Source organism: Pseudomonas sp. R2-7-07 (assembly GCF_003852355.1).
Classification (GTDB): domain Bacteria; phylum Pseudomonadota; class Gammaproteobacteria; order Pseudomonadales; family Pseudomonadaceae; genus Aquipseudomonas.
The window spans coordinates 3,105,537-3,128,144 of sequence record NZ_CP027759.1 but is presented as its reverse complement, the minus strand read 5'-3'; the positions used below and the strand labels follow the sequence as shown (position 1 = coordinate 3,128,144).

Below are 22,608 nucleotides of genomic sequence, written 5' to 3'. Positions count from 1 at the left end.
CTGTGCGATAGGTTATAAGCATAGACAAGAAATGTGGTTCTTTTTAAGAAACCTGCATCAGGCTCTTCAAATAGTCACCGAAACCACCCTGGGCGCGACACTCCAGGCGTGCGCTGGTGATCACCTGCGGGCTGTGGCTCCAGGCGATGGACGCACCGCAACGTTCCAGGTTGCGCACCAACTGCACATCTTCATGGCACGCCAGGGGTTCAAAACCACCTGCCTGCAGATAGGCGCTGGCGCTTACCCCCAGGTTGGCGCCGTGGATATGCCGATGCCCGTCGCGGGCCTGGTAAGCCTGGTGATAGCGAATCTGCGCCGCCGCGTCGAAGTCTGCACTCCAGGCGTCCACGGTCACGGTGCCGCACACGGCGCCGCAGCCCAGCGCCAGTTGCGCCACCAGCCAGTCCGGAGCAACGAAGCTGTCGGCGTCGGTGCAGGCGATCCAGCGTGCGCCCAGGCTCAGCAGGTGTTGCGCGCCAACCCCACGGGCATGCCCGACATTCCGTGCCTGCACCGCCAGGCTGTGCACCCCGTGCGCGCGGGCAATGGCTTCACTGCCGTCGCTGCAGCTATCGAGCACCACCAGGATCTGTACCGCTTCGCCGTGCAGATCCGAATGACGGGCGGCTACTTGTGCAGCCCTCAGGCACTCGCCCAGCAACGCTTCTTCGTTGTGCACTGGAATCAGAATGCCGATCATCGCAGGCCTTCAAGGCTGGCGACCGAGGCGCCGTCGCGGCCCCACAGGTCGAGCAGGAAATCTTCTTCATGGTGGCGCACTACCGAATGCAGGCCCAGCCGCTGCTGGAGCAAGGCGTGGACCTGTTCAGCAGTTTGCGGGCAGCCTTCAATGGGCGGACGCCAATGGCACGCCAGCAGTTGGCCGCCATCCGTCAAGGTGTCGAGGCAGCGGTCAATCAGGCGCTCGAGATCAGCGGCGTCAAGGTAGTAACACAGCTCACTTAACACGATCAGCTCGAATTGCCCCGATGGCCACTGTTCGGGCAACCGGCATTGCTCCACCTGTACGTTGGAAAACCCCGCGAGCCGCTTCTTGGCCAGCGTCACCGCAGCGCTCGCCGTGTCACAGCACAGCAAGCGATCACAGCGCGCCGCCAACTCGGCGCTCAACTCGCCGTTCGCACAGCCGGGTTCGAATATCGAGGTGTAGCGTGCGCGGGTCAGTACGGCCAGGGTCATGGCGCGCTTGCGCCGTTCGTACCAACGTTGGCGAAATGCCCAGGGCTCGTCGTTGCCAGCGAACATCTGGTCGAAATAGGGGGTTGTCACACTCAAACGAACACCACTTCAAAAGGTTGCAACAAGCGCTCCACCACATAGGGCGCCAGCACGGGTGGCAGGCCGATCTGGGGGTCGCCCTCCAGCTGACTGGCGAAGGCGTGGACGGCATGGCGTTTGCGCGCCACCCGCTCGGGCGTCAAAGGGATCTTGCGCGCACGGTCCCACGGCACCATGCCGTCTTCGGCGGTCGCCCAGTGCCAGGTCCACACGGGCAGTTCGTACAAGGTGGCGCCCACGGCCTGGGCGGCTTTCGCACTGGCGCGGCCGACAGCCTCATGGTCGCAATGGCCGTCTTCGCGCCAGGTGGCGAACACCACGTCGCCGGGTTTGAGGTAGCGCTGGATAAACACGGCCAGTTCTTCCTCGCGCTCGGCAACTTTGCTGTCGGTGAACCCGGCGCGCAGCCACTTCAGACTGTGCATCGGCAAGCCCAGGCGATGCAGGGCCTGGGCCGACTCCTGGGGGCGCACCACGCTCAGGCGTCGCACCGGCCAGCGTTGCGAGCCTGGATGGCTGGCGCTGCCGTCGGTGACCGAGATCAACTGAATGGGCCGGCCCAGGTCGGCCAGGCCTTGCAGCAAACCGCCGCAGCCAAGCACTTCATCGTCCGGGTGCGGGGCGATGATGACCGCACGATGCCCCTCGGGTACCAGTTGCTCAACGCTGATGTGCGGCAGTTCAGCCAGGCGCGACGAGGTTTGCCAGTAATGTAGGGAGGTGCCTTGGCCGACAATCGGGTTGGGTTTCATAACTGCCACCTCCCTGAAGGTTCGCCGGCGACCTGCATGCCCAGGGCGGCCAAGTCGCGTTCGGCGTGGCTTTGGCGCACGTACACCGGCAAGTCCGCCATTAATTGGGCGAAGTGCGGGTCCTTGCAGTAAGGCCCCGCGCCTACGCCACGGCCGACATGCTGGATCACCTGCTCGACGGTTTCCTCGACGCACGCGCGAACTTGCTGGGCCAGCAACCGGGCATCGGCGGTCGGCGCCCGGTCGATCTGCTCGGCACTGGCGCGCAGCACGCAGGCTGCGCTGTTCAATGCACTGTCCACCGCGCCGAGGTGGGCCAGGGCATGCGGCTCAGGGTGCTTGCTGCACTGCTCGCGCAGCACTTCGGCCAGGCGCTGCGCCGCGCCATACCAGCACGCCGCAATGCCGATGCCGCCGTGCCAGAAGCCCGGGCGCGCCAGATAGTCGCCGGGCCCGCCGACTGCGAGGCCCCGGGCCTCGCTGAAGACGATCTCGACGCTGCCGGTGGCGGCCATGCCCACCGCATCCCAACCTTCATCCGTTACCCTGACGCCCGGCTGGTCCATTTCCACGGCCACCAGTTGCTGACGATCTTCCTCGTCCCACGCGGTCAACAACCCGTGCGAAACCACGGACGCGCCTGAACACCAGGCTTTACGCCCGTCGACGATCAAGCGCTGGCCGTCGCGCCGCACGCGCACCTTGGCGCTCGGCGGCTCGGCGGCCCACATTCCCCAGATGCTGCCCAAGGGCGGCAGCGGGCTGTCGAGTTCAGCAATGATCGCCAGCGCATCGGTGTGGCCTTCGAACAGCTTGCACAGGCGCAGGTCATGGCCGGCGACTTGCGCCAGCCCGCTATAGCGCGAAAGCGTCTGGCCGCTGCCGGGCAACGGCAGTTGGTCCAGGCCTTCTTCCTGAAGGTCCTTCAAGGCCTTACCCAGGGCTTGCGTGTCCGCATAGCCCCGGTAGCCGGAAAGGAATCCGTGCAACGCCATCTCACACCTCGTCGTCGTGTTGCAGCTCAAACAGTAGCAGCGAGCGGCCGGTGGCAGCGTACTCGTGCTCGAAGTCAAAGCGCTCCTGGCCACGCACCGCAGGGTCGTTGGTATCGAGCAGGCAATTCCAGAACTCGCCCTGGGGTACCGGTGGCAGGCGGAAATTGACCATATCGTGATGGGCATTCACCACCAGCAACAGAGTGGCATCGGCGCCAGCACGCCGAATCCCAGTCTCCTGGGCGCGGCCATCCATCAGCATGCCCAGGCAACGACCGTTGCTGTCTTCCCACTGCTCAGTGGTCATTTCATTGCCATCCGGCGCCAGCCAGGTGACGTCTTTGACGCCGATGTCTTCGTTGTAGTCGCCGACCAGGAAGCGCCCGCGACGCAGGATCGGGTACGCCAGGCGCAACTTGATCAGGCGTTTGACGAACTTGAGCAGCGCCTTTCCGTCGTCGTCCAGGTCCCAGTTGACCCAACCGATTTCGCTGTCCTGGCAGTAGGCATTGTTGTTGCCGTGCTGGGTGCGGGCGAATTCATCGCCAGCCACGATCATCGGCGTGCCTTGGGCCAGCAGCAGGGTGGCGAAGAAGTTGCGCATCTGGCGCAGGCGCAGCTCGTTGATTTCCGGATCGTCGGTAGGGCCTTCGACGCCATGGTTCCACGACAGGTTGTTGTTGCTGCCGTCCTGGTTGTTTTCGTCGTTGGCTTCGTTGTGCTTGTCGTTGTACGACACCAGGTCGTGCAGGGTAAAACCATCGTGGGCGGTGATGAAGTTCACCGAGCTGTAAGGTCGGCGCCCACGGTGGTTGAACATCTCGCCCGATGCCGTCATGCGCCCGGCGAAGTCCGCCAGCTGGCCGTCGTCGCCTTTCCAGAAGGCACGCACGGTATCGCGGAAACGGTCGTTCCATTCTGCCCAGCCAGGTGGGAAATTGCCCACCTGATAGCCGCCGGGCCCGCAGTCCCAGGGTTCGGCGATCAATTTGAGCTGGCGCAGGATCGGGTCCTGGCGGCATGCCACGAGGAAGCTGTGACGTTCGTCAAAGCCGTCGCGGTAGCGCCCCAGAATCGTCGCAAGGTCGAAGCGGAAGCCGTCGACGTGCATCTCGGTGGCCCAGTAACGCAAGGAGTCGGTGACCATCTGCAGCACGCAGGGGTGACTCAGGTCCAGGGTGTTGCCGGTGCCGGAATCATTGATGTAGAAGCGCTTGTCATCGGGCATCAACCGGTAGTACGAGGCATTGTCGATGCCGCGCATCGACAGGGTAGGGCCGCGCTCGTTGCCTTCGGCAGTGTGGTTGTAGACCACATCGAGGATCACTTCGAGCTTCTGCTCATGCAGGTGCGCGACCATCTCCTTGAACTCGGCGATCTTGCCGCTGGCCAGGTAGCGCGGGTCGGGCGCAAAAAACGCGATGCTGTTGTAGCCCCAGTAGTTGGTCATGCCTTTTTCCAGCAAATGCTGGTCGTTGACGAAGGCGTGGACCGGCAACAGCTCGACCGAAGAAACCCCCAACTGGCGGATGTGCTTGAGCACGTCATCTTCCATCAGCCCGGCGCAGGTACCGCGCACGGATTCGCCGACCGAAGGGTGGCGCATGCTGATGCCGCGCAGGTGGGTCTCGTAAATAATGGTGCGGTCCCACGGCACGCGCACCGGCTGGTCATTGCCCCAGGTGTGCGCCGGGTCGATGACCTTGCATTTGGGCACGAAGGGCGCACTGTCGCGCTCGTCGAAGCTGAGGTCGTCGTCGGGGTGGCCGATGGTGTAGCCGAACAGCGCTTCAGACCATTTGAGTTCGCCCACCAGTTGCTTGGCATAGGGGTCGATCAGCAATTTGTTGTGGTTGAAACGATGGCCGTTGGCCGGGTCGTAGGGACCATACACACGGTAGCCGTAGATCAGCCCGGGGTGGGCGTCGGGCAGGTAGCCGTGGAAGATCTCGTCGGTGTATTCGGGCAGTTCGATGCGCTCCAGTTCCACCTCGCCAGCATCATCGAACAGGCACAGTTCGACCTTGGTGGCGTTGGCCGAAAACAGCGCGAAGTTGACGCCCAGGCCGTCCCAGGTGGCGCCAAGAGGGAAGGGCAAACCTTCACGAATCCGCGACGGCTCGTGGTCCGGCGTCGTTGAGGCTTTTTCGGGCTTGCTCATGGTGTTGCTCCTGCAGGGGTTCTTTTTTTCGGGCCGAACGCGGCCGTACTGACAGTTATTCAGCGTATGACGTAGAGAGATAAAAGCTCCCCCGACAGCAAGGCAGTCAGGGGGCGCGGCGATCAATGAGCGGGAGGTTTGGGCTTTTTCGGCGCGGCGGGCTTCTTTGGCGCCGGTTTGGCGGCGGCAGGCTCAGCCGGCTTGGCTTTGGCCGCTGCCTTTGGGGCAGTCTTCGGCTTGGCGGCCGGCTTGGGCTTGCTTGGCGTCAGCGCCTCGGCTTCGGCCAGCTTGCGCGCCATTTCCCAGTGACGGGCATCTTCACCGTGAGGCTTGCCTTCGGACTCCCAGATCTGATGCGCTAGTTCGCGGATGCGTTTGTCTTCATTACTCATCACACACTCCTCAGAGAAAATGTTCAGCTTTCTTGACTATCGGAATTGATAAAGACATTGACCGGGAAATCCCCCAGGGCAGCGCTGATCAACAGCTCCTTGTCTGGTGTGACTACGCTCGTCTGAAAAAGTCCCTTCCAGTTTTGCGTTGCGGCGGCGAACGGTAATTTCACCCGCGTATCGCCCCAAACCTGCGCAGGAATCAACGGCTGCAGCGCATTTTCGAGCAAGCGCCGGGACCAGCGTGGCACCACCACCAGCACATGGTTGCCTTGGTGTTCGCGGCAGAAGGCGACGACGTGCTCGGCCTGTTGCCCAACCACCTCCAGGGCAGTGTAGGCACCGTCGCTGAACAGCTCGAGGTTAGCCTTGCGCAAGGTCAGTACCTGTGCGATCAGCGCCTGTTTGATACGCCCGTCGCGCCAGTTGGCCAACAGTTCAGCGGTGTCCACTGGCGCCTCCAACGCGCGTTGCCGCGCCTGGAAGTCCACCGGGCGGCGGTTGTCCGGGTCTACCAGGCTGAAGTCCCAGAACTCATCGCCTTGATAGACATCCGGCACGCCCGGCACGCTCAGGTGAAGCAAAGACTGCGCCAGCCCGTTCAAGGCACCAGCGGGTGCAATCGCCTCGGCTGCAGCGGTAAGGGCGCTGCGCAGCGGGGCGCCGGCCTCACTGAGCAAAACGCGCTTGAGGAACGCTTCGACGCCCTGTTCGTAGGCCTCGTTGGGCGCGCTCCAACTGCTCTGCAGCTTGGCTTCGCGCAGGGCTTTCTGTTGCCATTGCCACAGGCGTTGCTGATAGGCCTCAAGGTCGGGGTTCGGCTCCAGCGGCCAGCTGCCGAGCAGCACCTGATACAGAATCAGTTCATCGCCTGCCGAAGGGCTGTCGGCGCTGTCGCGCAACGGCGCGGCCAGGCTGCGCCAGTGCTCGACCTGCTCGGCATACCAGGAAGCGCACTCACTCAGCACCGCCAGACGGGCGCGGGTATCTTCGCCGCGTTTATGGTCGTGGGTGGCGGTGGCCAGCAGGTTGTGCGGGAAGCACCGCAGCCGCTGCTGGTTGACCGCGTGAAAATCGGCCAACGGCGCGCTGAACTGCTCGGTGCTGAAGCCTACATCGTTACGCGACAACAGCACCGCCGAACGGTAGAACGCCGTGTCTTCCACGGCCTTGGCGGCGGCGGGCGAGGTCAGTTGCTGGAAACGCACGCAGGCATGCTTGAGCATCTTGCGCTCGCGGCCCAGCGGGCGATTGCGCCAGGGTTGCCCACCCAGCCATTTTTCCAGGTGATCGAGCACCGGCCAGTCACCTTCGCTCAGGGTGCTGCGCGCGCCGTCCATGGCCTGCTGGAACACTTTGTCGTCAGCCGCGCTGCGCCCGCGTGCGCTGATATAGGTGCGGTACACCGGGAAGTGCACGATCAGTTCCTGCAAGGCGCGACGGATCGCGCCCAGGGTCAGGTCGCGGGTCATTACGTCGTCACGCGCCACTTGCAACAGCGCCTGGGCCACGCTTTCGAAATCGCCGCCCAACGAGCCATTGAGAATCTGCTGGCGCGCCAGTCGGGCTTCTTCGATAAATGCCGAAGGCCGTTCGCTGTGGCGTGACCACAATTCGGCCAGCGGCGCGAAACCGTCCGGATGATGTTGCAGCAACGACAGTTGGTTCATGAATTCGTAGCCGGTGGTGCCGTCCACTTGCCAGTCTTCGCGCAGGGTTTCGCCTTCACCGAGAATCTTCTCCACGAAGATCGGCAAATGCCGCTGCGGCGACAGCGCATCCACCCGACGCCGAAGCTTGCGGCAGTAACCGCGCGGGTCGGCCAGCCCGTCGATGTGGTCGATGCGCAGGCCGTCGATCAAGCCTGCGCTGATCAACTCGAAAATCTTGCCGTGGGTGGCCTCGAACACCGCCGTGCGCTCCACGCGCAGGCCGCCCAGCTCGTTCACATCGAAGAAACGGCGCCAGTTGATGTCGTCCGCCGCCGTGCGCCAACTGGCCAGGCGGTAGCTTTGTTGTTCCAGCAGTTGATGCAGGCGCGCGAAACCTTCCGGCGTACGCCCGTCGAACGCGGCGAGGCGCTGTTCGATGGCGGGCAGCAGTTCATTGGCGCGCTCGGCCAGGGCCTGTTTGAGCAGAGCGGCTTCGGCGTAGGCGTCATCCTGATAAGCCAGGGTGGCGAAGCGATCGGCCAAGGGCTTGAGCCCCTCGTCGCCGCCAAGCACCAGGGCGTAATCCCGCGGGCAGATCGGGAAGCGGTGTTCGTAGTGCTCGACGTAAAACGCACCCTGCGCCGCGTCAAACTTCAGCACCAGGCTGCCGCTCTGCAGTGCTTCGCCGTAATCGCTGCCAAGGAACGGCATCAGCAATTGGCCTTTGAGCAGCGGGTCCGGGGAGTGCCACTGAATATCGAAGAATTCGCTGTAGGGGCTCAAGCGCCCCCATTCCAGCAGGTCCAGCCACCAGGGGTTGTCGGCACCGCCGACGGCCATATGGTTGGAGACGATGTCGAGGATCAGGCCCATGTCGTGTTGGCGCAACGCGGCCACCAGTCGCTGCAGTGCCGCCTCGCCGCCCAGTTCCGGGTTGACGCGGGTGGGGTCGACCACGTCGTAGCCGTGCATCGAACCGGCACGGGCTTTGAGCAGGGGCGAGGCATACAGGTGGCTGATGCCCAGTCGGGCGAAATACGGCACCAATGGCACCGCGTCATCCAGGGTGAAGTCTTTATGAAATTGCAGGCGCTGGGTAGCGCGCAAGGGCAGTGCTTTCATCGGTCACGCTCATAAGCTTGGTTGCGCGCGACGGCCAGCAGCTCGAGGCGGCGCGCGGCGCCGGCATTGTCGAGCAGGCTGGACGCTTCGCCTGGCAGGCGGCGGCGCCAATTGGGGTGGGTGTCGGTGGTGCCGGGCAGGTTGGGTTGTTCCTCCATGCCCAGCGCATCCTCCAGCGGCAGCAACACCAGCGGCGCACGGGTGTGGCCGAGGTAGCGCACGCTGGCATCGATCATGTGGTCGGTGTCGTTGCGGATTTCATCGACGAAGTTCTGCGGGTCCTGGCTCAAGGCCTGGCGCAGGGCCTGACGTTCGCGCAGGCGGTGTTCGCTCCACTGGTCTACGGTTGGCGCGTCGATCAGGCCCAGCTGGATATTCCATTCGATGTCGCGGCTGTGCCACCAGCCATTGAGGGTCGGCAAGTCGTGGGTGCTGGTGGTGGCCAGGGCGTTGTCGGGCCAGTCGAGGATAGGCCTGAACTGGCCCTCATGGTTTTGCTCGAACAACAACACGCGCATGCCGAGGATCGCCCGGCTGCTGAGTTTTTCGCGCAGGCCGTCGGGCACGGTGCCCAAGTCTTCACCGAGCACAATGGCCTGGTGACGATGGGATTCCAGGGCCAGCAGGCGCAGCATGTCGTCCACCGGGTAATACAGGTAGGCGCCTTCGCGCGGCGATGCGCCGTTCGGGATCACCCACAGGCGTTGCAGGCCCATCACATGATCGATGCGCAGGCCGCCCGCGTGGGCGAAATTGGCCCGCAGCATTTCAATGAACGCGCGGAAACCGTTGCGTTTGAGGCCCTCGGGGGAAAACGCGGAAATGCCCCAACCCTGGCCTGCACGGTTGAGAATGTCCGGTGGCGCGCCGACGGTCAGGTCGGCGAGCAATTCATCCTGGCGACTCCAGGCCTGGCTGCCGGCGCCGTCGGCGCCCACCGCCAGGTCGGCGATCAGGCCGATACCCATGCCGCTGCCACGCGCCGCCTGTTGCGCACGTTGCAGGCTGCGCACGATCAGCCATTGGGTGAAGGCGAAATAGCCGATCTCCTCGCGGTGCTCCTCGGCGAACTGCACCAGCGCCGGGCTCTGCGGTGTACGCCAGTCTTGCGGCCAGTGGCGCCAATCGAGCTCTTCGCCGGCGGCGGCGCGCAACGCTTGCACGGCTTCGAAACGGCAGTGGTTTTCCAGGGCTTCGCCGCCAGTCTGGCGAAAGCTCTGGAAATCGGCGTGTTGCGGATGGTGGCCGTGGCGGAAATCTTCATACAGGGCGCGCAGCAGACGTTGCTTGGCCTTGGCGGCGGCGGGCCAGTCGATCAGCGTGAGCTGTTCCAGCTCATGCAGCTCCTCGGCGAGGCCTGCGGTTTCGATGGCATTGCGCACTTCACGCTCACCCAAAATGCAGGCCGGCGAGGCATACAGGCTGTTGAGAAACAACCGGCTGGAAGGCGAATAAGGGCTGTAGCGCTCGGCGTCGGCGCTGAACATGGCATGCATCGGGCTGATCGCCAGGGCGTCGGCCCCGCGCTCGGCGGCCGAGCGGGCCAGGTGCTCCAGGGCCAGGGTGTCGCCAAAACCGCCGTCGCCCAAGCGGCGCAACGAGTAGAGCTGGGCGCTCAGGCCCCAGGCGCGGGCGGGGTTGGTGTCGACCGCTTCGGCCACGCTATAGCATTGGGCGGGTGCAACTGCGAGGGTAAACGTCTGGCCATCAATATGCGCCTGATGGTAGCCCACGGCGATGACGCCAGGCAGCACGGCATCCCCGTCCAGACGCAGCTCCAGGGTTTCACCGTTTTCCAGATGGACGCGGCACGGCGTGTCGGGTGCAAAGAAACGCGCCAGGTCCAGGCCTTCACCACTGTCGACGGTCAGCAGCGGGGGCAGATGCTTGTCCTGCTGGGCCTGCTCCAGTTCTCGCAGGCTGGCGTCGATCTCGGCCTCGGTATCAGCCGGGTGCCCCAGCCCTTTTAGCACGGCGCGCAGGGCGTCGGGCTGCACATGTTGCGGGCGACCGTTGGCATCGATCCAATCGACGGCCAGGCCCGCGCGGCTGGCGAGTAGTTCCAGGTTCGCTTCGCTCAAAACTCTTCTCCGACGGGGAATAAGGACACGCGTGCGCTGAGGGGCGGCAGGTGCGCCACGGGCTCGGCAGGCGTTTGAAAGATCACATGGGGCGAGGCGGGCTGGTCGATAGGCTCGGCGCTCAGGTTCAGGTCGATTTGCAACACGCTGCCATCGCCCAGGCGCCAGCGCGCAGTCACGGCGCTGTCCGCCAGCACCTGCGCCCCCAGGGCCACACTGCCGGGCAGATGGGGCACCACATATTGATGGCGCAGGCCCAGCAAGTGGCGATAGAGCTGGGCATGCTCGTTTTCGACCAGGGACGGCTTCGATTGCAGGAAGGTCGTCACTGCGTTGGGATCGGGAATCCGTTCGCGCTGCTCGGGGTCATGAAACGCGGCGAAATCGGCGAACTCGTTACGTCGGCCCTCACGGACGGCCTGCGCCAGCTCCCCGTGATGATCGGTGAAGAACAGGAACGGCTGCGCGGCATTGACTTCATCGCCCATGAACATCAGCGGGATCATCGGCGACAGCAGCAACAGCGCGGTCGCCGCCTTCAACGCCTGGGGCGAGCATAGTTGATGCAAGCGTTCGCCCAGGGCGCGGTTGCCAATCTGGTCGTGGTTCTGCAAGAACGCTACGAAAGCGGTTGGCGGCAGCTCCGCACTGGGTTCGCCGCGTGCATGGCCGTGGCGGGTGGGCTGGCCCTGGTAGATAAAGCCTTCACCCAGGCAGCGTGCCAGTTTGGCGGTGGGCTGCTCGGCGAAGTCGCTGTAGTAGGCATCGGTTTCGCCGGTGAGCAGTACGTGCAGCACGTTATGGAAGTCATCGTTCCATTGCGCGTCGAAATCCTGTTTGAGCAAGCTTGCCTGGTTCAGCTCGTTTTCCAGCATCAGCCACACGTGGCGGCCGGTGTCGACCTGCTGGCGCACCCGTTGCGCCAGTTCCAGCAGGAACCCGGGATTGTCGATGGCGTGCACCGCATCCAGGCGCAGGCCGTCGAAGCGGTATTCAAGCAGCCACATCAAGGCGTTATCCAGGAAGAAATCCCGTACTTCACGGCGTTCGAAATCAATCCCCGCGCCCCATGGGGTGTGCACGTCTTCCTGGAAGAAGCCCTTGGCGTACTGGCCCAGGTAATTGCCATCCGGGCCGAAGTGGTTGTAGACCACGTCGAGGATCACCGCCAGGCCATGCCCGTGGGCACTGTCGATCAAGTGCTTGAGTTGTTCGGGGGTGCCATAGGTAGAGTGAGGTGCGTAAGGCAGTACCCCGTCGTAGCCCCAGTTGCGCTCACCGGGGAATTGCGCCAGGGGCATCAGTTCGATGGCGGTCACACCCAGCTCGGCCAGGCGCGGCAGCTGCTTCTCGACTTCGGCGTAACCGCCCATAGCGCCGACGTGCAGTTCGTAGATAACCGCTTCGTGCCAGGGGCGGCCTTGCCAGTGGCTGTGCCGCCACTCATACGCGAGCGGGTCGACGACGCGGCTCCAACCGTGCACATCCAGCGCCTGGGCCCTGGAGGCGGGGTCGGGAACATCCCGTTCGCCGTCGATATTGAAGCGGTAAAGCGTTCCGGCAGGGCAGGCCACTTCTACTTCGAACCAGCCATTTGCCTGGGGCAACATGGCGATGGATTTCCCGTCCTGCAATTCAACGCTGACATAAAACGCGTCTGGCGCCCACAAGGCAAAACGCGTGTGTTGCGCGTCCAGCATCAGTGCGCCGTGGGGCCAGGTTTCCAGAGTCCGTAACGGCATCTATGAAGACCTCTCTTGATTATTTAGTCGATTTCCCCAGTGCTTTAACCACCAGTTGTTCATACAGCTCGGCGTAGGGTTCCACCGCCTGTGACCAGTTAAAGGGTTGGGTCATGGCGCGGCTGCGCATGGCGTTAAGCAGGCCTGGGAAGGAAAACACTTTGAACGCGCGCTCCAGGGCTGCTTTGTAGCTGTCGACGGTGGATTCGTTGAACAGGAATCCGGTGACGCCGTTTTCAATAGTGTCGGCCAGGCCGCCAGTGTTGCGCGCTACCGGCAACGAGCCGAAACGCTGGGCATACATCTGGCTCAGGCCGCAGGGCTCATAGCGCGATGGCATCAGCAGGAAGTCGCTGCCGGCGAACATGCGGCGGGCGTCGGTCTCGTTGAAGCCGATGCGCACGCCAACCTGGCCTGGGAAGCGCAGCGCCAGCTCACGCATGGCCTGTTCTTCTTCCGGCTCGCCACGCCCGATGATCGCGATCTGGCCACCGTTTTCAACGATGAAGCTGGCGACCGCTTCGGTGAGGTCCAAGCCTTTCTGGTAGACCAGGCGCGACACCACGGCGAACAACGGGCCGGTGGAATCATGCAGGCCGAACAGCTCGCGCACTTGGGCGGCGTTGATGGCCTTGCCTTCCCAGTCACCAATATTGAAGTTATGGGTCAGATGGGGGTCGGTGGACGTTTCCCAGCTTTCGTCGATACCGTTGGGAATCCCGCTGAGCAGGCCTTGCTGGGTTTTGCTGGCCAGGAAGCCATCAAGGCCACAGCCGAATTCCGGCGTGGTGATCTCCTCGGCGTAGGTGGCGCTGACCGTGGTGATGTGGCTGGAGTAGGCCATGCCGGCCTTGAGGAACGACATCTTGCCGTAGAACTCCATGCCTTCCTGTTGCAGGGCATGGGGCGGGATGCCCAATTCGGGGGTGCAGCCCAGGCTCACCACGCCCTGGTAGGCGAGGTTATGAATGGTGAACAGGGTCGGTGTGCGTGAACCACGCCAGTGCATATACGCCGGGGCTAGGCCAGCGGGCCAGTCGTGGGCGTGCACCAGGTCCGGGCACCAGTGAATCTGGGCGAGGTTGGCGGCCATGTCGGCGGCGGCCAGGCCCAGGCGGGCGAAGCGGATATGGTTGTCCGGCCAGTCGCGGCCATTGTTGGCGCCGTAGGGCGTGCCTTCACGCTCGTACAGCTCGGGGCAGATCAGTACATAGATGACCAGGCCGTCCTTGAGGTCCATGCGCCCGATCTTGCACGGTGGCAGTGCCGCGTGGCCGCCCAGCTCACCGACGATATGGATCGGGTTGTCGCTCTCCATCACCTGCGGGTAACCGGGAATCAGCACCCGCACATCGTGCAGGTGCGCCATGGCGCGGGGCAGGGCGGCGGAGACGTCGCCCAGGCCACCGGTCTTTACCAAGTCGGCAAACTCGGAGGTAACAAACAGCACTTTCTTTCGATTCGGGTTCTTACTCACGATCGGCCGCACAGTGTTGGGCAGGTCGGCCAATGATGTAGGCCCCCCTGCCGGCTGACTAAAACGCTCTCCCTGAGTTACTACTGCGGCACTGATCATAATGCACTCCCCTTGTTTCGTTGGTCGGCTAATGGCCCGCTGCCATCAGCTCCGATTGACCGCATCCTGCGGCCAGGCGCACAAGCGCAATACAAGCTGGCAAGGCGTATGCCAGTTGCACGGTTAGCTGAAAAAGTTTGGATGGGCGGGCATGCGGCCTGAACCGGATATGTTCGCCTTACCTAAAACTGGACCTGCGGCAGAGTTCGAAAGTTTCGATTTTTTGCGGGGTTTTTGTTTTGGAACGGACCCATCGGTCATCAGTCTAGGACAGATTCCAGCATCCATAGGGTTTAAAAGGGAATTTTGTAGGACAAAAAACTTTTAACCTTAAGCCTGCGGATGCGCATCGCCCCTGTAGGAGCGAGCTTGCTCGCGAAGGACGTCAATGATGACGCAGGCATCCTGAATGCACGCGGCGCCCTTGGGTTTTTCGCGAGCAAGCTCGCTCCTACAGCGGCCACGTGGTCATTTCATTCAAGGTCATGCCCCGAAACGGTGCGTCAGCCGAGCACCCGAATGGGCACGCCGTCCGTCCAGGCCTGGATGTCTTCGATCATCTGCTGATAGAACTGCCGGTAGTTCTGTTCGCTCACATAACCGACATGGGGCGTTGCCAGCACATTCGGCAGGGAGCGGAAGGGATGTTCAAGCGGTAGTGGCTCCTGGCTATATACGTCCAGCGCCGCGCCAGCCAGTCGCCCGCTGCTCAATGCCTCAACCAGCGCCTGTTCATCCACAATCGGCCCGCGTGCCGTGTTCACCAGCCGGGCACTGGGTTTCATCCAGCTCAACGCCTGCGCATCGACCAGGCCGCGACTGCGCTCGCTGAGTACCAGGTGAATGGTCAGAATGTCAGCCTGTTCGAACAGCTCGCGCTTGCTGACCCAGGTCACGCCGGACTCAGCCGCCCGTTGCGGCGTGAGGTTTTCGCTCCAGGCAATCACGCGCATGCCGAATACCTGGGCGAACTGTGCGACTTTTTGCCCGATGCTGCCCAGCCCGAGGATGCCCAGGGTCTTGCCATACAGATCGCCGCCCAGGCCGACTTGCCAACCGCCTGCGCGCAGGGAATTGGCTTCGGCCAGCAGGTTGCGCGTCGAGGCCATGATCAGCGCCCAGGTCAGCTCCGGCGCGGCCTGCTTATAGCTGTCGGTGCCGCACACCTGAATACCCAATGCCTTGGCGGCGGCGATGTCGATGGCGGCGTTGCGCATGCCACCGGTCACCAGCAATTTGAGCCTGGGCAGCCCTTGCAGTAAGGCCTGGTCGAAGAGGGAGCGCTCGCGCATCACGCAAATAACGTCGAACGCCCGCAAACGCTCGGCCATCGTGGCGGTATCGGTGGGGTAGTCATGGAGAAAGTGCACCTGGCCCAAGGGCGCCAGCACCGACCAATCCACCACGCTGCCGGCCACTTGCTGCCAATCATCAATGACTGCGATCTGTAGCGACATGCACGCGTGCCTCACTTAGATTAAAGGGCCTTCAAACCCTGCAACAGCGCTTGATGAAACCGCGCCGGTTCTTCCATCTGCGGCGCATGGCCCAAGCCGTCGAACTCCACCAGGGTCGCATGGGGAATCAGCTTGGCCACCTGCTTGCCCAGCACCTGGTAGTTGCCGACCTTGGCTTTCACATCCGGTGGCGCCAGGTCTTTGCCGATGGCGGTGGTGTCGCTGGTGCCGATCAGCAGCAGGGTGGGCGCTTGCACGTCCTTGAACTCGTAGTACACCGGCTGGGTGAAGATCATGTCGTAAATCAACGCCGAGTTCCAGGCCACCCGGGTATGCCCCGGGCCTTGGTTGAGGCCGACGAGCATGTCCACCCAGCGCTCGTACTCGGGCTTCCAGCGGCCCACGTAATAGGTGTCGCGCTCGTACTTGCGCACGCCGTCTGCGTTCAGTTTCAACTCGCGCTGATACCACTGGTCAACGCTTTGGTGCGGCACGCCCAAGGCCTTCCAGTCTTCCAGGCCGATGGGGTTGACCAGCGCCAGTTGCTCAGTTTGTTCGGGGTACATCAAGGCATAGCGCGTGGCGAGCATACCGCCGGTGGAGTGGCCGAGCAGCGTGGCTTTTTGAATGCCGAGCTTTTCCAGTAACTGATGGGTGTTGAGCGCCAGTTGCTGGAAGCTGTACTGGTAATGTTCGGGCTTGCTGGAGGTGCAAAAGCCAATCTGGTCCGGCGCGATCACCCGGTAACCGGCGTCGCTCAAGGCTTTGATCGAGTCTTCCCAGGTGGCGCCGCAGAAGTTCTTGCCGTGCATCAGCACCACGCTGCGGCCGTTGGCTTTGCCTTTGGCCGGGACGTCCATATAGCCCATCTGCAGGCTTTTACCTTGGGACTCGAAGTTGAAGCGTTCAACCGGATAGGGGTACTGGAAGCCCTGGAGTTCAGGGCCGTAGGTGGCGGCGAACACAGGCGCGGCGCTGGCGGTAAGCAGGCCGGCGACGCATAAGTCACGGATGGAAGGCATGGGCATCAACTCCGGGAAAAGATGCTCCGGATGCTGTTTGGGAGAGATTAACGGGGGATTAACACACCCGCTGCAGGGTTACTGCGTCGAGCCGCTGGCGTTTTCCAGTCGGTGCTTGAGCCGGTCCAGCGCGATACGCGAGAGCTCGATCATGCGCTCATGCAAGGTCACCAGTTGCAGTTCGGTCTCATAGCTCAGTACCCGCGTAAACAGCGTGCCGCCAGGCTGTGCTTGCAGGCAATAATGCAGGGAACCGTCGACCACCACTGAGGTGAACACGGTCATGAACTCAAAGGGGCAGCGCGCAATGTGTACGCGGTAGCTCAGCGGCACGCGGATACCCAGCAGGTCGATGATTTCGGTAAACCGCGCACCGGTCGGCAGGGAGCCGTGGGTGCCGGTGTCGGCGCTGAGGGAGGTGGGGTGCCATTCGTGCCAGCGATCCGGTTGGGTCACGTAGTCGTAGACGGCCTCGACCGGGGCGTGGATGAACCGTTCCTGGCTGATTCGCTCCACGCGGATCGGATGCTCGATAGCGTGCATGACACACCTCCTGTGTGGCGGGTTTTAAACCAGGAGCTGTGAGAATAGTCCGACTCCCGCGCTTTGCACGGGAGTATTCAGGCGTGGATCAACGCACTTTGAAGCGCCCCATCAAGGCAATCACTCGGCCATTCGCTTCCAGCAGGCTGTGGGTATTGGTTTCAGTGGCATGGCCGCTTTCGACCAGCTCTTCTACCATATGTCGGATCTGTACCATGCTGCGATTGATCTCTTCGGTCACGGCGCTCTGTTGCTCGGCGGCCGTCGCGATCTGGGTGCTGAGGTTGTTGATATGGCTGACCGAACCGGCCATTTCATCGAGCCCGCTGTTCACCCGCGCGGTGGCATCCGCCGCCGACTGGCAGCTGGCCTGGGTGTTTTCCATGGCGGTGACCGATGAGCTTACGCCGGTGGTCAAGCGCGCCAGCATCTCGTTGATCTGCGAGGTGCTGGCCTGGGTGCGTGCGGCGAGTGCACGTACTTCATCGGCCACTACGGCAAAACCGCGGCCTTGTTCACCGGCCCGCGCCGCTTCAATTGCGGCGTTAAGCGCCAACAGGTTGGTCTGACCGGCGATGGCGCCGATCACGCCGAGGGTTTCGGTGATACGTGCGGCGTCCTGGCGCATGTTCTCAACGGTGTGGGTCGCGCTGGCGACCTCACCGATCAAGGCGCTGACACTGGTGGACGCTTCGCCCACCACCACCCGGGAACGGTCGGCGTGTTCGTTGGCGCGCTGGGTGAACGCTGCGGTTTCAGCGGCGTTTTGCGCGACGGTGTCGGCGGTGGAGCTCATTTCGGTGATGGCGGTCACCGTCTGGTCGGTTTCTGAAGCGTGGCGCACCAGGATCTGGTTGGTGTGCGCCGAGGTCTGCTGCAGCTGCGCAAGACCCGAGGCCATGGCGCCGGTGGCCTGGGTCACTTCGCCGATCATGTTTTGCAGGTAGACGATAAAGTGGTTCACCGAGTGACCGATAGCGCCCAGTTCGTCTTCGGCGCGGATGGTGATGCGTCGCGTGAGGTCGGCGTCGCCGGCAGACAGCGCGTCGATATTGCCCTTGAGCGCTTTCATGCGCTGTACCAACTGGCGAATGGCATACGCCGCGAGCAGCACCAGCAGGATCACCATCGGGATTTGCAGCAACGCCAGGCTGCCGAGCACGTCATTGCGCTGGGCGGTGATCAGCGAGGTGGGCAGGGCGGTCGCCAGGAACCACGGGGTGCCCTCGATCGGGCGCATGTAGAACGTGCTGGCCACGCCCTGGTTGTCAAACTCGCTGCGTTGCAAGGCCTGGTCACGATGGGCAAGGGCTTTGCTGACCTGGGCGGCAAAGGCCGAGGTGCCGGTCAGTTCGCTGATGTTCTTCAACACCACCGGGCTGCTGATGCGCGAGCTGTTGCTGATAATCTTGCCGTCGCCCTCGACGATCAGCATTTGCCCGCCGATGTCTTTTTCCTTGCTGGCCACCAGGTCATTGAAGAAGCCCAGGGTCACGTCGATGGTCGCCACGCCATAGGCGGCGCCGTCACGCTGGATCGCCATGGCGCAGTTGGTGCGCGGCTCCTGGCTGGCGTCGTCCTTGTAGGCGGCGGCCCAGGCGCATTGGCCACGGGGCGAGGCGAGGCCGCCCTTGTACCAGCTCTGGTCGTAATAGTTGGGCGCGGGGTCACTATTCCAGAAGGTGTTGACCGCCAACTTGCCCGAGGCGTCACGGTGCCAGAACGTGCTGTGTTTGTTACGCCCAGGCGTGCGCTGGTTGGGCAGCGGCCAGATACCGCCGCCGAATACTTTCAGCTCGCCGTATTGATCAACCAGGCCGGGCAGGACCTTGTCGATGGCGTCGCTGTCGAGCAGCGGAATCGTTTGCGTGATGGTGCGTTGCTGGGCCTGAACCTTGTTCAGTTCGCCCTGGATCTGTTCGGCCACTTCGCCGATGCGATTGAGTACCACCTGTTCTTCGGTGTATTGCAGCTTGGGTGCGACCAACTGGCCGATACCCACGACAGTCAACACCAATAACACCAGGACGAACAGCACCAGGAACAGGGTATAGCGAGCTTGGATGGAGCGCAGTGGGGGCATGGGATCGTCCTTACGAAGCGTTATTGTCGGCGCGGCTTTGTTAGAGCTTCGTAGGGCTATCGGCTTGGACGGTAGGAGCTTTAGGTAGGTGTGTGTAAGAAAGTGCCGACGCCGTCGAGCGGCGCCGCCAGGTCAGATATTGAGCATCGACATCACGTCCTCGGGGTAACGCATGCCGGCGGTTGCGTGCGCCGGGAAGATCGCTGCCAGCGCCGACACTTCAGTCGGCGTCAGGCTGATCGACACGGCCGCCACGTTCTCTTCCAGATATTTGCGCTGCTTGGTGCCTGGGATCGGTACGATGTAGTCGCCCTGCGCCAATACCCAGGCCAGCGCCAGTTGGCCCGCCGTGATGCCTTTATCCGCCGCCAGCGCCTGCACCTGTTTGACCAGTTGCAGGTTTTTCGAAAAATTCTCGCCCTGGAAACGCGGGTTGAATCGCCGGTAGTCGTCAGCGCCGAAATCTTCCGGGCTTTTCAGTGCGCCGGTCAGAAAGCCCCGGCCCAACGGGCTGTAAGGCACGAAGGCGATGCCCAGCCGTTGGCAGGCGGCGAGGCAGCCGTTGTCTTCCTGCTCGCGGCTCCACAGTGAGTATTCGCTTTGCAAGGCGCTGATGGGGTGGACCTTATGCGCCCGTTCCAACGTGGCGGCAGACGCTTCGCTCAGGCCCAGGTAGCGCACCTTGCCCTGTTGCACCAACTCGGCCATGGCGCCGACGGTTTCTTCGATGGCCACCTCGGGATCGATGCGGTGCTGGTAGTACAGGTCCAGGGTTTCAATGCCCAGGCGTTGCAGCGTGCCGTCGATGGACGTGCGAACGTACTCGGGGCGCCCATTCACACCGCGCAGCGCCGGGTTCGCCGGATCGCGCAGGATGCCGAACTTGCTGGCGAGGAACACCTGATCGCGCTTGCCGGCGATGGCCCTGCCGATCAACTGTTCGTTGGTGTGGGGGCCGTACATGTCGGCGGTATCGAGGAAGTTGACCCCCAGTTCAAGGGCGCGGTGCAGGGTGGCGATGGCTTGCGTGGTGTCGAGGCCGGGGGTATAGAAGTCGCTCATGCCCATGCAGCCGAGGCCGATGGCGGAGACGTGTGGGCCGTTCTTACCGAGTTGACGAGTGCGCATGGTTCAGCTCCTTGGATGAAGGCGCCTATTGTCGCCCTCGACAAAACCTGGATAAACCGGCTAAAAGCACTATCACTATTTGGAAATTCTTAATAATCCTCAGAGGCTCACCGTGGACCGTTTCAATGCCATGCGCGTTTTCACCCGGATTGTGGAGTTGGGCGGGTTCGCCAAGGCGGCGGACAGCCTGCAACTGCCGCGCGCCTCGGTGACCGTGCTGATCAAGCAACTGGAGGCACACCTCGGTGTGCAACTGCTGCAACGCACCACGCGCCAGGTCAACCCGACCCTCGACGGTGCGGCGTACTACGAGCGCTGCGTGCAGTTGCTCACGGACCTGGAGGAAACCGAGGCGGTGTTTTCCTCGCGCCGGCAAAACCCGCGAGGCAGGCTGAGCATCGATATGCCGTCGGGCATTGGCCGTCTGATCGTGATTCCGGCGCTGCCGACGTTCACCGCGCTGTACCCGCAGATCGAGCTGGATATCGGACTCAATGATCGCCCGGTGGACTTGATCCGCGAAGGGGTCGATTGCGTGCTGCGCGGTGGCCTGGCGTTGGACGAATCGCTGGTGGCGCGACCGCTGGCGATGATGGACCAGTTGACCCTGGCCAGCCCCGCGTACCTGCAGCGCATGGGTGTGCCCACCAGCCTGGACGACCTGGCCCGGCATCAGATGATCGAGTACGTCTCCAGCGCCAGCGGCAAGCGCTTTGGCCTTGAATTCCAGCTCGGCACCGAACTGCGCACGGTCAACTTGGCGAAGCTGGTCGCGGTAAACAGCTCCGATGGGTATTTCGCCGCCTGTGAAGCCGGCTACGGGCTGATCCAGGCGCCGCATTATCACGCCATGGAGCAACTGGCCGAGGGCACGTTGGTGGAGGTATTGCCGCAAGTGGCGGTGCCGACCATGGCGCTGACTGCGCTGTACCCGCCGCATCGTCAGCTGTCCCTGCGGGTGCGCGTGTTTGTCGATTGGCTGGTGCAGCTGTGCGCCGCGCCGGGCAATGGCTTGCGGCGCTAGCTTTGCGCGCGGCGGTAGGCGCCCGGTTGTTGCCCGGTGACTTTATGAAAGGCGCGGGTAAACGCCGCCACCGATTGATAGCCCACCGCCAGCGATGCATCGGCCACGGTCTGGTCTGCCTTGAACAACTGGCAGGCGTGGCGCATGCGCATCATCAACAACACCTGGCCGGGTGATTGTCCGCACAGTTCATTGAAACGCTTGAAAAACGCCGAGCGTGACAGCCCGGTGCAGGCGGCCATGCTCTCCAGCGTCCAGTTTTCGGCCGGGCGTGCAATCAGCTGTTCCAACAAATTGGAAAATGCCGGGTGCCGAGCGAGTGCCGCCAGACCGCCCAATTCGCGGTTATCCAGCACTTGTTGACGCAGCACATACAAAAACAACAGATGGCACAGCCGTTCGAGCATGGCCGAGGAGGGCGCCGGCTGGCGCTCGCACTCTTGCAGGATCAGTTCGAACAGATTGCGCGCGGCAGTCAACGACGGGTCGCCGGCGCGCAGGATAATCCAGGCGGGCAGGTTGTCGACGATCATCGCCGACAGCCCGGACTGGAAATGAAAGAAGCCGCAGACAAGACCCACACCGTCCGTGGCGTTGTTGTCGAGCGCCAGCATCGGGCGGCGCGGGCATTCCTGCGCGCCCTGCGCAGTGTCTGCACCGGACAGCCGATATTCCAGGTCGCGCAGCAGGAATACCGCATCGCCGTTGTTCAGGTACTGCGCAGGCTGGCCGTGGATGTGCAGCCAGCATTCGCCTTGCACAATCAAATGAAAACTCGCCCTGGCCAGCCCATGGGTGCTCGCGTGCCAGTCGCCGCAATAGCGGCCGACGTGGAACAGGCTAGTGTTGAGTTCAAGGCTGTCTAATAACCAATCGACGAGCGCGCTGGACGAATTCATCTAATGAAAAGACTCTAGAGCAAGTAATCGCTACTTTAGCCTATTGAGCGGTTTTTTTATAACCAACAGACTGGAGTCATTCACCCATGAGGAGACCACTCCATGTCCCGCGTACCGCTGCTCACCCTTGAAACCGCGCCGCAAGCCGCCAGGCCCTTTCTGGAAAACGCGCTGAAAGGCTCAGGGTTCATACCCAATCTGCTCGCCGTGCTGGCCAATGCTCCGGCCGCGTTGGAAACCTACATCACCGTTTCCGGCCTGAATGCCAAGTCGGAACTGAGCCTGGCTGACCGCGAAGTGGTGCAACTGATCGCTGCCACCCAGCACGGTTGCGATTTTTGCGTGGCCGGGCACACCGCCGTCGCGCGTAACAAAGCCAAACTGCCCGAAGACGTGATTGACGCGCTGCGCCAGCGCGGTGAGTTGCCCAATGCGCGCTATGAGACACTCGCCGCGTTCACCCGCGAAGTGATCGCTACCCGTGGCGATGTCAGCGATGCAGGCTATGACGCGTTCCGCGCCGCCGGCTACAGCGACGGGCATGCGCTGGAAGTGATCCTGGGCGTCAGCCTGGCCACGCTGTGCAATTTCGCTAATGTGTTTGCGCGCACGCCGCTGAACCCGGAGCTGGCGCAATACCGTTGGGAAAAACCGGCAAGCTGAACCGGCGATGGTCC

18 protein-coding genes are annotated in these 22,608 nt (G+C 62.9%); 2 read left to right on the top strand and 16 right to left on the bottom strand.

What is annotated here, in order from left to right; translation table 11 throughout:
• Positions 1 to 43: 43 nt before the first annotated feature.
• The 15 genes from C4J86_RS14235 to C4J86_RS14160 form a co-directional block, all read right to left on the bottom strand.
• Positions 44 to 703 carry a glycosyltransferase family 2 protein gene (locus C4J86_RS14235; protein ID WP_124370861.1) on the bottom strand — a complete coding sequence of 220 codons (660 nt, stop codon included), beginning with the start codon at positions 701 to 703 and terminating at the stop codon, positions 44 to 46.
• Positions 700 to 1,299 carry an SAM-dependent methyltransferase gene (locus C4J86_RS14230; protein ID WP_124370860.1) on the bottom strand — a complete coding sequence of 200 codons (600 nt, stop codon included), beginning with the start codon at positions 1,297 to 1,299 and terminating at the stop codon, positions 700 to 702. Before C4J86_RS14230 ends, C4J86_RS14235 begins: the two co-directional genes overlap by 4 nt.
• On the bottom strand, positions 1,296 to 2,054 hold the full coding sequence (locus C4J86_RS14225; protein ID WP_124370859.1) for a PIG-L deacetylase family protein: 759 nt from the start codon (positions 2,052 to 2,054) through the stop codon (positions 1,296 to 1,298). The genes C4J86_RS14230 and C4J86_RS14225 overlap by 4 nt, the downstream gene beginning before the upstream one ends.
• A complete protein-coding gene (locus C4J86_RS14220) occupies positions 2,051 to 3,049 on the bottom strand; it encodes an acyl-CoA dehydrogenase family protein (RefSeq protein ID WP_124370858.1) in 999 nt (332 codons plus the stop codon). The genes C4J86_RS14225 and C4J86_RS14220 overlap by 4 nt, the downstream gene beginning before the upstream one ends.
• Position 3,050: 1 nt before the next feature.
• Complete coding sequence (gene glgX / locus C4J86_RS14215; RefSeq protein ID WP_124363041.1) at positions 3,051 to 5,210, bottom strand: glycogen debranching protein GlgX; 2,160 nt, start codon at positions 5,208 to 5,210, stop codon at positions 3,051 to 3,053.
• A gap of 122 nt (positions 5,211 to 5,332) precedes the next feature.
• The gene (locus tag C4J86_RS14210) at positions 5,333 to 5,602 is read right to left on the bottom strand and encodes a DUF2934 domain-containing protein (RefSeq protein WP_124363040.1); all 270 of its coding nucleotides are present in this window, start codon (positions 5,600 to 5,602) and stop codon (positions 5,333 to 5,335) included.
• A 23-nt stretch (positions 5,603 to 5,625) separates the two neighbouring features.
• On the bottom strand, positions 5,626 to 8,376 hold the full coding sequence (locus C4J86_RS14205; RefSeq protein WP_124370857.1) for a malto-oligosyltrehalose synthase: 2,751 nt from the start codon (positions 8,374 to 8,376) through the stop codon (positions 5,626 to 5,628).
• Positions 8,373 to 10,457 carry a 4-alpha-glucanotransferase gene (malQ, locus tag C4J86_RS14200; RefSeq protein ID WP_124370856.1) on the bottom strand — a complete coding sequence of 695 codons (2,085 nt, stop codon included), beginning with the start codon at positions 10,455 to 10,457 and terminating at the stop codon, positions 8,373 to 8,375. The genes C4J86_RS14205 and malQ overlap by 4 nt, the downstream gene beginning before the upstream one ends.
• Positions 10,454 to 12,199 carry a malto-oligosyltrehalose trehalohydrolase gene (gene treZ, locus C4J86_RS14195; RefSeq protein WP_124370855.1) on the bottom strand — a complete coding sequence of 582 codons (1,746 nt, stop codon included), beginning with the start codon at positions 12,197 to 12,199 and terminating at the stop codon, positions 10,454 to 10,456. The genes malQ and treZ overlap by 4 nt, the downstream gene beginning before the upstream one ends.
• A 19-nt stretch (positions 12,200 to 12,218) precedes the next feature.
• Complete coding sequence (glgA, locus tag C4J86_RS14190) at positions 12,219 to 13,775, bottom strand: glycogen synthase GlgA (RefSeq protein WP_124370854.1); 1,557 nt, start codon at positions 13,773 to 13,775, stop codon at positions 12,219 to 12,221.
• A gap of 503 nt (positions 13,776 to 14,278) precedes the next feature.
• Complete coding sequence (locus C4J86_RS14180; RefSeq protein ID WP_124370852.1) at positions 14,279 to 15,232, bottom strand: D-2-hydroxyacid dehydrogenase family protein; 954 nt, start codon at positions 15,230 to 15,232, stop codon at positions 14,279 to 14,281.
• A gap of 20 nt (positions 15,233 to 15,252) precedes the next feature.
• Positions 15,253 to 16,254, bottom strand: coding sequence for an alpha/beta fold hydrolase (locus C4J86_RS14175; RefSeq protein ID WP_124370851.1), 1,002 nt, complete (start codon positions 16,252 to 16,254; stop codon positions 15,253 to 15,255).
• A 78-nt stretch (positions 16,255 to 16,332) separates the two neighbouring features.
• On the bottom strand, positions 16,333 to 16,797 hold the full coding sequence (locus C4J86_RS14170; RefSeq protein WP_124370850.1) for an SRPBCC family protein: 465 nt from the start codon (positions 16,795 to 16,797) through the stop codon (positions 16,333 to 16,335).
• Between the two features lie 88 nt (positions 16,798 to 16,885).
• The gene (locus C4J86_RS14165; RefSeq protein WP_124367195.1) at positions 16,886 to 18,880 is read right to left on the bottom strand and encodes a methyl-accepting chemotaxis protein; all 1,995 of its coding nucleotides are present in this window, start codon (positions 18,878 to 18,880) and stop codon (positions 16,886 to 16,888) included.
• 132 nt (positions 18,881 to 19,012) lie between these two features.
• Positions 19,013 to 20,008, bottom strand: a complete 996-nt coding sequence (locus tag C4J86_RS14160) for an aldo/keto reductase (protein ID WP_124370849.1) — start codon at positions 20,006 to 20,008, stop codon at positions 19,013 to 19,015.
• 112 nt (positions 20,009 to 20,120) lie between these two features.
• On the opposite strand from C4J86_RS14160, the gene C4J86_RS14155 reads away from it, so the two are divergent.
• Positions 20,121 to 21,032, top strand: coding sequence for a LysR family transcriptional regulator (locus C4J86_RS14155; protein WP_124370848.1), 912 nt, complete (start codon positions 20,121 to 20,123; stop codon positions 21,030 to 21,032).
• Here C4J86_RS14155 and C4J86_RS14150 read toward each other — a convergent pair.
• Positions 21,029 to 21,931 carry an AraC family transcriptional regulator gene (locus C4J86_RS14150; RefSeq protein WP_124370847.1) on the bottom strand — a complete coding sequence of 301 codons (903 nt, stop codon included), beginning with the start codon at positions 21,929 to 21,931 and terminating at the stop codon, positions 21,029 to 21,031. The genes C4J86_RS14155 and C4J86_RS14150 overlap by 4 nt on opposite strands.
• A gap of 102 nt (positions 21,932 to 22,033) precedes the next feature.
• Here C4J86_RS14150 and C4J86_RS14145 point away from each other — a divergent pair, with 102 nt between their 5' ends.
• Complete coding sequence (locus tag C4J86_RS14145) at positions 22,034 to 22,594, top strand: carboxymuconolactone decarboxylase family protein (RefSeq protein ID WP_124363028.1); 561 nt, start codon at positions 22,034 to 22,036, stop codon at positions 22,592 to 22,594.
• Positions 22,595 to 22,608 lie beyond the last annotated feature (14 nt).

Bases quoted from the DNA above. Each gene is read 5' to 3' on its own strand.
- C4J86_RS14170 (WP_124370850.1), bottom strand. From the start codon at position 16,797: ATGCACGCTATCGAGCATCCGATCCGCGTGGAGCGAATCAGCCAGGAA.
- C4J86_RS14210 (WP_124363040.1), bottom strand. From the start codon at position 5,602: ATGAGTAATGAAGACAAACGCATCCGCGAACTAGCGCATCAGATCTGG.
- C4J86_RS14160 (WP_124370849.1), bottom strand. From the start codon at position 20,008: ATGCGCACTCGTCAACTCGGTAAGAACGGCCCACACGTCTCCGCCATC.
- C4J86_RS14150 (WP_124370847.1), bottom strand. From the start codon at position 21,931: ATGAATTCGTCCAGCGCGCTCGTCGATTGGTTATTAGACAGCCTTGAA.
- C4J86_RS14235 (WP_124370861.1), bottom strand. From the start codon at position 703: ATGATCGGCATTCTGATTCCAGTGCACAACGAAGAAGCGTTGCTGGGC.
- glgX (WP_124363041.1), bottom strand. From the start codon at position 5,210: ATGAGCAAGCCCGAAAAAGCCTCAACGACGCCGGACCACGAGCCGTCG.
- C4J86_RS14165 (WP_124367195.1), bottom strand. From the start codon at position 18,880: ATGCCCCCACTGCGCTCCATCCAAGCTCGCTATACCCTGTTCCTGGTG.
- C4J86_RS14145 (WP_124363028.1), top strand. From the start codon at position 22,034: ATGTCCCGCGTACCGCTGCTCACCCTTGAAACCGCGCCGCAAGCCGCC.
- C4J86_RS14175 (WP_124370851.1), bottom strand. From the start codon at position 16,254: ATGCCTTCCATCCGTGACTTATGCGTCGCCGGCCTGCTTACCGCCAGC.
- C4J86_RS14205 (WP_124370857.1), bottom strand. From the start codon at position 8,376: ATGAAAGCACTGCCCTTGCGCGCTACCCAGCGCCTGCAATTTCATAAA.
- C4J86_RS14220 (WP_124370858.1), bottom strand. From the start codon at position 3,049: ATGGCGTTGCACGGATTCCTTTCCGGCTACCGGGGCTATGCGGACACG.
- C4J86_RS14180 (WP_124370852.1), bottom strand. From the start codon at position 15,232: ATGTCGCTACAGATCGCAGTCATTGATGATTGGCAGCAAGTGGCCGGC.
- treZ (WP_124370855.1), bottom strand. From the start codon at position 12,199: ATGCCGTTACGGACTCTGGAAACCTGGCCCCACGGCGCACTGATGCTG.
- C4J86_RS14225 (WP_124370859.1), bottom strand. From the start codon at position 2,054: ATGAAACCCAACCCGATTGTCGGCCAAGGCACCTCCCTACATTACTGG.
- glgA (WP_124370854.1), bottom strand. From the start codon at position 13,775: ATGATCAGTGCCGCAGTAGTAACTCAGGGAGAGCGTTTTAGTCAGCCG.